Here is a 9304-nt window from a genome sequence, read left to right as displayed (position 1 = left end):
GGCCTACCCCGTCCCCCGCAGCCCCCGCCCCGGCCCGCGGCGACCCGCCCGCGGGGGGCCCCCGGTACCGGGCCCGCCGCCGGATCACCGGGCCGGGCCTCCGACGCGCCGTCAACTGCCCAGGACGCGAGCCAGATCGTAGGAGACGGGCTCCTCCAGCTGCGCGTAGGTGCAGCTCTCCGGCGTGCGGTCCGGCCGCCAGCGGCGGAACTGCGCGGTGTGCCGGAAGCGGGTGCCCTCCATGTGGTCGTAGGCGACCTCGACCACCCGCTCGGGGCGCAGCGCGACCCAGGAGAGGTCCTTGCCGCCGGTCCACCGGCTGACCGCGCCCGGCAGTCGGCCCTCGGCGTGCGCCGCCTCGTCCGCCCAGCCGCCCCACGGGTGGCGGGAGAGGTCGGTCATCCGCAACGGGGCCAGCTCCTCGGCGAGTTCGCGGCGGCGGGCCATCGGGAACGCGGCGCAGACGCCGACGTGCTGGAGCCGGCCCTCGGCGTCGTTGATGCCCAGCAGCAGCGAGCCGACCACCGGGCCGCTCTTGTGCTCGCGGTAGCCGGCCACCACGCAGTCGGCGGTGCGCTCGTGCTTGATCTTGAACATGGTCCGCTCGCCCGGCCGGTACGGCTGGTCCAGCGGCTTGGCCACCACGCCGTCCAGCCCGGCGCCCTCGTACTCGGCGAACCAGGTCTGCGCCACGTCCCGGTCGGTGGAGGCGGGGGCGGTGAACACCGGGTCGCGGGCGGCGCCGAGCGCCGTCTCCAGGGCCGCGCGGCGCACCGACAGCGGCTCGTCCAGCAGCGGGGCGTCGCCGAGCGCGAGGAGGTCGAAGGCGATGAAGGAGGCGGGCGTCCGCTCCGCGAGCAGCCGCACCCGGCTCGCCGCGGGGTGGATGCGCTCCAGCAGTTCCTCGAACCGCAGCCGGCCGTCCCGGGCGATCACCACCTCGCCGTCCAGCACGCAGCGCGGCGGCAGCTCCCGCCGCAGCGCGGCGACCAGCTCGGGGAAGTACCTGGTCAGCGGTTTGCCGGTGCGGCTGCCGAGCTCCACCTCGTCGCCGTCGCGGAACACGATCGTCCGGAAGCCGTCCCACTTGGCCTCGTACTGCATCCCCGGCGGGATCCTCGCCACCGACTTGGCGAGCATCGGCGCGACCGGCGGCATCACGGGCAGGTCCATGGCTCCGATCCTCGCGCGCACGGCCGGAAGGCGCGCGACGAAAGGGCGCCCGACGAAAAGGCCGCGCGACGAGAAGGGCCCACGGCGAAAAGGGCCCACGGCGAAAAGACGCGCGCGGCGCACGGCACCCTTAGCGTGAGGAGCATGGGCTCAGCCGTGGAACTGGATGTCGCCGGGCGCAGCGTCCGGCTGTCGAACCCGGACAAGGTGTACTACCCCGAGCGCGGCTTCACCAAGCTGGACGTCGCGCAGTACTACCTGTCCGTCGCCGACGGGGTCCTGCGCGGACTGCGCGACCGGCCCACCACCCTGCAACGCTTCCCGGACGGCGTGGACGGCGAGTTCTTCTACCAGAAACGCGCCCCCAAGGGCCTGCCGGACTGGCTGCCCACCGCCCGGATCAGCTTCCCCAGCGGCCGCTCCGCCGACGAGATCTGCCCCACCGAGCCGGCCGCCGTGCTGTGGGCCGCCAACCTCGGCTGCCTCACCTTCCACCCCTGGCCGGTCCGCCGCTCCGACACCGAGCACGTCGACGAGCTGCGCATCGACCTCGACCCGCAGCCCGGCACCGACTTCCACGACGCCGTCCGCGCCGCCCACGAACTGCGCGCCCTGCTGGAGGAGTACGGGCTGCGCGGCTGGCCCAAGTCCTCCGGCGGGCGCGGCCTGCACGTGTACGTCCCGCTGGTGCCCGAGTGGACCTTCACCGACGGCCGGCACGCGGTGATCGCCCTCGGCCGGGTGCTGGAGCAGCGCATGCCCGGGCAGGTCACCACCGCCTGGTGGAAGGAGGAGCGCGGCGAGCGGATCTTCGTCGACTACAACCAGATGGCCCGCGACCGCACCATCGCCTCCGCCTACTCGCTGCGCGCCCGCCCGCGCGCCACCGCCTCGACCCCGCTGCGCTGGGAGGAGCTGGACGACGCCTCCCCCGAGGACTTCGACCTGCACACCGTCCCCGCCCGCTTCGCCGAACTCGGCGACCTGAACGCCGAGATGGACGGCCGGGCGTACCGCCTGGACGCCCTGCTGGAGCTGTACGACAAGCAGCTGCGCGACGAGGGCCTCGGCGAGCTCCCGTACCCGCCCGACCACCCCAAGGCGGCCGGCGAGCCTCCCCGGGTGCAGCCCAGCCGGGCCCGCAAGGCGTAGGCCGGCCGGGCTCACACCCCCGTCATGGCCAGCACGAACCAGAGGACGCCGCCCAGCACCACCAGGGTGAGCAGCAGGACGCCCACGACCGCGCCGGAGAGCAGCAGCCCCCGGCCGACCCGCCCCGCGCGCAGGCCGACGCCGGTCAGCAGCACGCCCGCCACACCCGGTGCCAGGGCCAGCCCCAGCAGCATCACCGTCCGCGCCACCTCGGCGTCCGACACCAGGTGGCACTCGTCGCCCTCGCACACCGCCCAGACGTCCTCGCCGACCGTCGCGCCCGCCCACATCCGGGCGTGCTCGTGCGCCGGGCCGCCGCCGTCCGGGCGGAACACGCCCCGGCAGTCCGAAGGATGCGGGCCGTCCTCGTTCGCCGGGATCAGACACCGCTCCGCACGGAACATCCCGGGCGTCCCCACCAGCCCCGCCGCCTGCCCGAACTGCCGCACCGGCCCGCCCACCAGCCATCCGGCCAGCACCGCCAACAGCACCCCGGCCGCCACCGGCCCCCACCGCCGCACCGCCACCCCCATCGACTCACCCCCGTTGGGTGACGCCACCGACGGCCGGACGGTTGCACGGGCGGCCGGGCGGGCGGCCGCCCCGCGTCCCTTCCGGCGGGTGTCAGCCGACCCGGGCGCCCTCCGGCGCCAGCTCGGCGATGATCCGGACCGCCTCCGCGAGCTGCGCGTCCGTCAGGTCCCCGCGCGCGGTGAGCCGCAGCCGGGACACCCCGTCCGGGACGGACGGCGGGCGGAAGCAGCCGACGGCCAGCCCGGCCCGCCGGCAGTCGGCGGCCCAGGCGACGGCGGCCTCCGCGCCCGGGGCGCGCACCGACACCACGGCCGCGTCCGGCTCGCAGGCCCGGAGCCCGGCGGCGGTCAGCCGGGCCGCGAGGCCACGGGCCACCTCGCGGGTGCGGTCGGCGCGGTGCGGCTCGGCGCGCAGCAGGCGCAGCGCGGCGAGGGCGGCGGCGACGGCGGCCGGGGCGAGGCCGGTGTCGAAGATGAAGGTGCGGGCGGTCTCGGTGAGGTGGCGGATCACCCGGCGCGGCCCGAGCACGGCGCCGCCCTGCGAGCCGAGCGACTTGGAGAGCGTGACGGTGGCGACGGTGTCCGGCTGCCCGGCGAGCCCGGCCGCCGCGAGCGCCCCGGCGCCGCCGGGGCCGAGGACGCCCAGCCCGTGCGCGTCGTCGACCAGCAGCGCGGCGCCGTGCGCCCGGGCGGCGGCGGACAGCCCGGCCAGCGGGGCGGCGTCGCCGTCCACCGAGAACACCGAGTCGCTGACCACCAGCGCCCGCCGCTGCGTCCGGCGCTCCAGCGCCTCCCGGACGGCCTGCGGGTCGCTGTGCGGGGCCCGGTGGACGTCCGCGCGGGCGAGCCGGCAGCCGTCGATCAGCGAGGCGTGGTTGTAGGCGTCCGACACGATCAGCGTGTCCGGGTCGGTGAGCGCGGTCAGCGCGGCCAGGTTGGCGGTGTACCCGGAGGAGAACACCAGCGCCGCCTCGACCCCGCAGAACGCGGCGAGCTCCTCCTCCAGTTCGGTGTGCAGCGCGGTCGTCCCGGTCACCAGCCGCGACCCGGTCGATCCTCCGCCCCAGCGCAGCGCAGCCTCGGCGGCCGCCCGCGTCACCGCCGGGTGCCTGGTCAGCCCCAGGTAGTCGTTCCCGGCCAGGTCGAGCACCGGGTCCTGGGCCGCGCGGCTGCGCAGCCGGCGCGTCAGCCCGGCCTCGGCCCGCAGCTCGGCGGCCTCGTCGAGCCAGTCGAAGACGGCCGCCGGGGCCGGGTCGGTGGTGTGCGTTCCGGACGCGAGCGGTTGGACCATGCCCGGCACTCTGGCACGGCCCCGCCGCCGCGATCAATGTGCGGCCGCGCACAGCTTCGCGGCCGCGGGTGCAGCGATCCGGACAGTCCCGGGGCGGGTGCCGGCGGAGGGCGGGCTTTGCCCGGGGTGGCGGCGAGCAGGCAAGATAGCCGGGTGACCCTCCTTGATCTGATGCCGAAGCCCGCCACGCCCGATGCGCTGTACGAGACCTTCGCCGCGTGGGCGGAGGAGCGCGGGATCACGCTGTACCCGGCGCAGGAGGAGGCGCTGATCGAGCTGGTGTCGGGGAACAACGTCATCCTGGCGACGCCGACCGGTTCGGGCAAGAGCCTGGTCGCGGCGGGCGCGCACTTCGCGGCGCTGGCGGAGGGGAAGCGGACGTTCTACACGGCGCCGATCAAGGCGCTGGTGTCGGAGAAGTTCTTCGACCTGGTCAAGATGTTCGGCACCGAGCAGGTCGGCATGATGACCGGCGACGCGAGCGTGAACCCGACGGCGCCGATCATCTGCTGCACGGCCGAGGTGCTGGCGCAGATCGCGCTGCGCGACGGGCTCCGGGCGGACGTCGGCCAGGTGGTCATGGACGAGTTCCACTTCTACGCGGAGCCGGACCGCGGCTGGGCCTGGCAGATCCCGCTGCTGGAGCTGCCGCAGGCGCAGTTCCTGCTGATGTCGGCGACGCTCGGCGACGTGCGCCGCTTCGAGGAGGACCTGACCCGCCGGACGGGCCGCCCGACGACGGTGGTGCGCAACACGACCCGCCCGGTGCCGCTGTTCTACGAGTACCGCCGCACCACGATGCACGACACCCTGGAGGAGCTGCTGCAGACCGGCCAGGCGCCGGTCTACGTGGTGCACTTCACGCAGAAGGAGGCGGTGGACCGGGCGCAGTCGCTGATGAGCATCAACATGTGCTCGAAGGCGGAGAAGGACGCCATCGCCGACCTGATCGGCGGTTTCCGCTTCACCACCAAGTTCGGCCGCAACCTGTCCCGTTTCGTGCGCCACGGCATCGGCGTGCACCACGCGGGCATGCTGCCGAAGTACCGCCGGCTGGTCGAACGCCTCGCCCAGGCAGGCCTGTTGAAGGTGATCTGCGGGACGGACACGCTGGGCGTCGGGGTGAACGTGCCGATCCGTACGGTGCTGTTCACGGCACTGTCCAAGTACGACGGCAACCGGGTGCGGATCCTGCGCGCCCGGGAGTTCCACCAGATCGCCGGGCGGGCCGGCCGGGCCGGGTTCGACACCGTCGGACAGGTGGTGGCGCAGGCGCCCGAGCACGTGATCGAGAACGACAAGGCGATCGCCAAGGCCGGGGACGACCCGAAGAAGAAGCGCAAGGTGGTGCGCAAGAAGGCGCCGGAGGGCTTCGTCGGCTGGACCGAGGAGACCTTCGACAAGCTGATCGGCGCCGACCCGGAGCCGCTGGTCTCCCGGTTCAAGGTGAGCCACGCGATGCTGCTGTCGGTGATCGGCCGCCCCGGCAACGCCTTCGAGGCGATGCGCAAGCTCCTCACCGACAACCACGAGGACCGCGCGGCGCAGCGCCGGCACATCCGCACCGCGATCGCGATCTACCGCTCCCTGCTGCAGGGCGGCGTGGTCGAGCGGCTGCCGGAGCCGGACGCCGAGGGCCGGATCGTGCGCCTCACCCTCGACCTCCAGGAGAACTTCGCGCTCAACCAGCCGCTCTCCACCTTCGCGCTGGCCTCCTTCGAACTGCTCGACCCGACCTCGCCCTCGTACGCGCTGGACGTGATCTCGGTCGTCGAGGCGACCCTCGACGACCCGCGCCAGATCCTCGCCGCGCAGCAGAACAAGGCGCGCGGCGAGGCCGTCGGCGAGATGAAGCGCGACGGGATCGAGTACGAGGAGCGGATGGAGCGGCTCCAGGAGATCACCTACCCGAAGCCGCTGGAGGAGCTGCTCACCCACGCGTACGAGGTGTACCGCCGGGCGCACCCGTGGATCGGCGACCACGAGCTGAGGCCGAAGTCGGTGGTCCGCGACCTGTACGAGCGGGCGATGACCTTCTCGGACTACGTCGGCTTCTACGAGCTGGCGCGCACCGAGGGCATCGTGCTGCGCTACCTGGCGAGCGCGTACAAGGCGCTGGAGCAGACCGTCCCCGAGGACGTGAAGACCGACGACCTGAAGGACGTCATCGCCTGGCTCGGCGAACTGGTCCGCCAGGTCGACTCCAGCCTGCTGGACGAGTGGGAGCAGCTGGCCAACCCGACGGACCCGCAGGCCCCCGAGGTGACGCTGGACGACAAGCCGGCGCCGGTGACGGCGAACGCGCGGGCGTTCCGGGTGCTGGTGCGCAACGAGCTGTTCCGCCGGGTCGAGCTGTGCGCGCTGGAGCACTACGAGGAGCTCGCCGAGCTGGACGGCTCGTACGGCTGGGACGCGGACCGCTGGGCGGACGCCATGGACGGGTACTGGGAGGAGTACGACGACCTCGGCACCGGCCCGAACGCGCGCGGCCCCAAGATGCTGATCATCGAGGAGGAGGACTCCGCCTGGAAGGTCCGGCAGATCTTCGACGACCCGGAGGGCGACCACGACTGGGGCATCAGCGCCGAGGTCGACCTGTACGGCTCGGACGAGGAGGGCCGGGCGGTGCTGCGGGTCACCGCGGTGGACCGGCTGGGCGGCTGACGGTCCGTCGACTCCCGCTGTGGAGTCGCCGGCCCCCCGGAGCGGGGGGCCGGCGCGGCGTCACATCCAGACGAACGGCGCGCCCGCCGCGTAGGAGAGCGCGCGGGTCGCCTCCTCCAGGGCCTGCTCGGTGGTGAGCGCCGGGCCCGACGAGGTCGCGGCCGGGGTGGACGCGGCGCCGGGGCCGGGCGTGCGGGCGTCGCTGAGCCGGGAGCTCGCCACCGTCACGTAGTGCCCGACCGCCTCGACCCGCGGCTCGGCCGACTTGGGCCCGCCGGACGACGGCGCGGGGGCGGGGTTGGTGTCCGGAAGCATGAAGGCGAGCGCGCCGGGCTTGCCGCGCAGGGTGTCGGCGGCCCGGGTGGCGGCGGCCTGGTCGCCGAAGCGCAGGACGGTGACGCTGCTGAGCACCGGGCGGTCCTGGCCGGTGAAGCTGACGGTCAGGTAGGCCTGGCAGCCGGTGTCCTTGAGCAGTTCCTGGGTGCGGTCCTGCAGCACCTCGGTGCAGTTGCCGCCCTGCCGGATGCCGCCGCGCCGGGCCTTGTAGGCGCCGACCTCGACCGGGCGCTGGGGCGGGAAGAAGGTGTCCGCGTTGAGCCCCTCGGGGTCGGTGCGCGGCGGCGGGGTCCCCACCACCGGCGGCGTCCTGGCCGCGTCCTTGGTGGACGGGCCGAGCCCGGGTATGTAGTCGCCGGGCATCGGGCGGGTGATGATCCATCCGCCGGCGGCCACCACTCCCACCACGACGACCCAGCCCACCGCCCGGCGGGCCGTCAACCGCCTGCCCCTGCCGCCGCCCCGACTGCCGATCAGGTCCGTGCCCGCGCCGGCGGGGGCCCCGCCGGTCCGCCGCACTGCCTGGCCGTTCTGGCCCTCTCCCGGAGTCGGGGTGCGCTCCCCCTGCGTGGTCATGGCGCAGATTCTAAGCAACCGTCGGGTGGCGTGGATCACTGGGTGGGCGGTTGCCGGTCACCGCCGTGCGCGGGCGTCCGCGACCGTCCGGCGCGCGTACCGGCGATCGCCCCGCGCCGACCTCCCCGGCCCTTCGCCACAGCCACCTCCTACCGGCCGGTAACCTCCGATTCGCCCCGGCGTCAAGCTCGTGACCAGCGGCGACACCGTGAGCTTCGACACTGTGGCAAGTGGCACATCCTTCCGCCGATCTTCTGGCGGGTTCCCTCTGGCGCCATTCGAGCGCCACCAGGCAGGATCGGCCCCATGGATCTGCTCGATACCCTCACCGCCAAGGGCCTGCGCGGCGAAGTCCCGACCCGCGAGGAGGCGCTGGCCGTCCTCGCCACCACCGACGACGAACTGCTGGACGTCGTCGCCGCGGCCGGCAAGGTCCGCCGGAGGTGGTTCGGCCGACGCGTGAAGCTCAACTACCTGGTGAACCTCAAGAGCGGGCTCTGCCCGGAGGACTGCAACTACTGCTCGCAGCGGCTGGGCTCCAAGGCCGAGATCCTCAAGTACACCTGGCTCAAGCCCGACCAGGCCGCCGAGGCGGCCCGCGCCGGGGTGGCCGGCGGCGCCAAGCGCGTGTGCCTGGTCGCCAGCGGCCGCGGCCCCACGGACCGCGACATCGACCGGGTCACCGACACCATGGCCGCCATCAAGGACGCCGACCCCGAGGTCGAGATCTGCGTCTGCCTCGGCCTGCTCTCCGACAACCAGGCGGAGCGGCTGAAGGCGGCCGGCGCCGACGCCTACAACCACAACCTCAACACCTCCGAGAAGACCTACGGCGACATCACCACCACCCACACCTACGCGGACCGGGTGGACACCGTGCAGAAGGCGCACGGCGCGGGCCTGTCCGCCTGCTCCGGCCTGATCGCCGGCATGGGTGAGAGCGACGAGGACCTGGTCGACGTGGTGTTCGCGCTGCGCGAGCTGGGCTCGGACTCCGTCCCGGTCAACTTCCTGATCCCGTTCGAGGGCACCCCGCTCGCCAAGGAGTGGAACCTCAGCCCGCAGCGCTGCCTGCGCATCCTGGCGATGGTCCGCTTCGTCAACCCGGACACCGAGGTGCGGATCGCCGGCGGCCGCGAGGTGCACCTGCGCTCGATGCAGCCGCTCGGCCTGCACCTCGCCAACTCGATCTTCCTCGGCGACTACCTGACCAGCGAGGGCCAGGCCGGGCAGACCGACCTCGACATGATCAAGGACGCCGGGTTCGAGGTCGAGGGCGCCGGCGAGGCCACCCTGCCCCGCCACCGCGCGGACGTCGCGGCCGCCGCCTCCTGCGGCACCGCGGCCTCGGCCTGCGGCAGCGGCGGCGGCTGCGGCCCGTGCGGCGGGCACGCGCACGCCCCGGCCGACGCCGCCGTCGCGGTCGACGCCGACGACGCCGCCTCGGGCACCTCGGGCGGCCCGGGCGGCTCGGGCGGCTCGGACGGCTCGGACGGCTCGGACGGGGAGCTGCGCAGCGACCTCGTCAAGGTCCGGCTGCGCGGCGCCGGCACCGAACTCGCGCCCAATGCCTGACAGT

At 74.2% G+C, this 9304-nt stretch carries 7 protein-coding genes; 3 read left to right on the top strand and 4 right to left on the bottom strand.

From position 1 onward, the window contains the following. Positions 1-111 precede the first annotated feature (111 nt). Positions 112-1173, bottom strand: a complete 1062-nt coding sequence (locus tag ACFVTF_RS28910) for an ATP-dependent DNA ligase (protein WP_387817332.1) — start codon at positions 1171-1173, stop codon at positions 112-114. Positions 1174-1317: 144 nt separating this feature from the next. On the opposite strand from ACFVTF_RS28910, the gene ligD reads away from it, so the two are divergent. After that, a complete protein-coding gene (ligD, locus tag ACFVTF_RS28905) occupies positions 1318-2325 on the top strand; it encodes a non-homologous end-joining DNA ligase (RefSeq protein ID WP_387817331.1) in 1008 nt (335 codons plus the stop codon). 11 nt (positions 2326-2336) lie between these two features. Here ligD and ACFVTF_RS28900 read toward each other — a convergent pair whose 3' ends face one another. After that, a complete protein-coding gene (locus ACFVTF_RS28900; RefSeq protein ID WP_387817330.1) occupies positions 2337-2885 on the bottom strand; it encodes a hypothetical protein in 549 nt (182 codons plus the stop codon). Positions 2886-2949: 64 nt separating this feature from the next. After that, the gene (locus ACFVTF_RS28895; RefSeq protein ID WP_387817329.1) at positions 2950-4149 is read right to left on the bottom strand and encodes an 8-amino-7-oxononanoate synthase; all 1200 of its coding nucleotides are present in this window, start codon (positions 4147-4149) and stop codon (positions 2950-2952) included. A gap of 171 nt (positions 4150-4320) precedes the next feature. Here ACFVTF_RS28895 and ACFVTF_RS28890 point away from each other — a divergent pair, with 171 nt between their 5' ends. Beyond that, positions 4321-6813 (top strand): DEAD/DEAH box helicase, encoded by a 2493-nt coding sequence (locus tag ACFVTF_RS28890; protein WP_371522554.1) that lies wholly within the window; start codon positions 4321-4323, stop codon positions 6811-6813. Between the two features lie 60 nt (positions 6814-6873). Here the strand turns inward: ACFVTF_RS28890 and ACFVTF_RS28885 are convergent, their stop codons facing one another. Next, positions 6874-7725: a hypothetical protein gene (locus tag ACFVTF_RS28885; RefSeq protein WP_387817328.1), complete on the bottom strand. Its 852-nt coding sequence runs from the start codon at positions 7723-7725 to the stop codon at positions 6874-6876. A gap of 306 nt (positions 7726-8031) precedes the next feature. On the opposite strand from ACFVTF_RS28885, the gene bioB reads away from it, so the two are divergent. Then, positions 8032-9300 carry a biotin synthase BioB gene (gene bioB, locus ACFVTF_RS28880; RefSeq protein WP_387817327.1) on the top strand — a complete coding sequence of 423 codons (1269 nt, stop codon included), beginning with the start codon at positions 8032-8034 and terminating at the stop codon, positions 9298-9300. The last annotated feature ends 4 nt before the right edge of the window (positions 9301-9304 follow it).

Origin of the sequence: Kitasatospora sp. NPDC057940 (assembly GCF_042887425.1) — a bacterium.
Classification (GTDB): domain Bacteria; phylum Actinomycetota; class Actinomycetes; order Streptomycetales; family Streptomycetaceae; genus Kitasatospora.
Note: the sequence above shows the minus strand (reverse complement) of the source record. Positions and strands in the feature narration are given on the sequence as shown.

What these genes read in the sequence shown, in the direction of transcription:
- ACFVTF_RS28910 (WP_387817332.1), bottom strand. Translation starts at nt 1,173, where the DNA reads ATGGACCTGCCCGTGATGCCGCCGGTCGCGCCGATGCTCGCCAAGTCG.
- ligD (WP_387817331.1), top strand. Translation starts at nt 1,318, where the DNA reads ATGGGCTCAGCCGTGGAACTGGATGTCGCCGGGCGCAGCGTCCGGCTG.
- ACFVTF_RS28895 (WP_387817329.1), bottom strand. Translation starts at nt 4,149, where the DNA reads ATGGTCCAACCGCTCGCGTCCGGAACGCACACCACCGACCCGGCCCCG.
- ACFVTF_RS28890 (WP_371522554.1), top strand. Translation starts at nt 4,321, where the DNA reads ATGCCGAAGCCCGCCACGCCCGATGCGCTGTACGAGACCTTCGCCGCG.
- ACFVTF_RS28885 (WP_387817328.1), bottom strand. Translation starts at nt 7,725, where the DNA reads ATGACCACGCAGGGGGAGCGCACCCCGACTCCGGGAGAGGGCCAGAAC.
- bioB (WP_387817327.1), top strand. Translation starts at nt 8,032, where the DNA reads ATGGATCTGCTCGATACCCTCACCGCCAAGGGCCTGCGCGGCGAAGTC.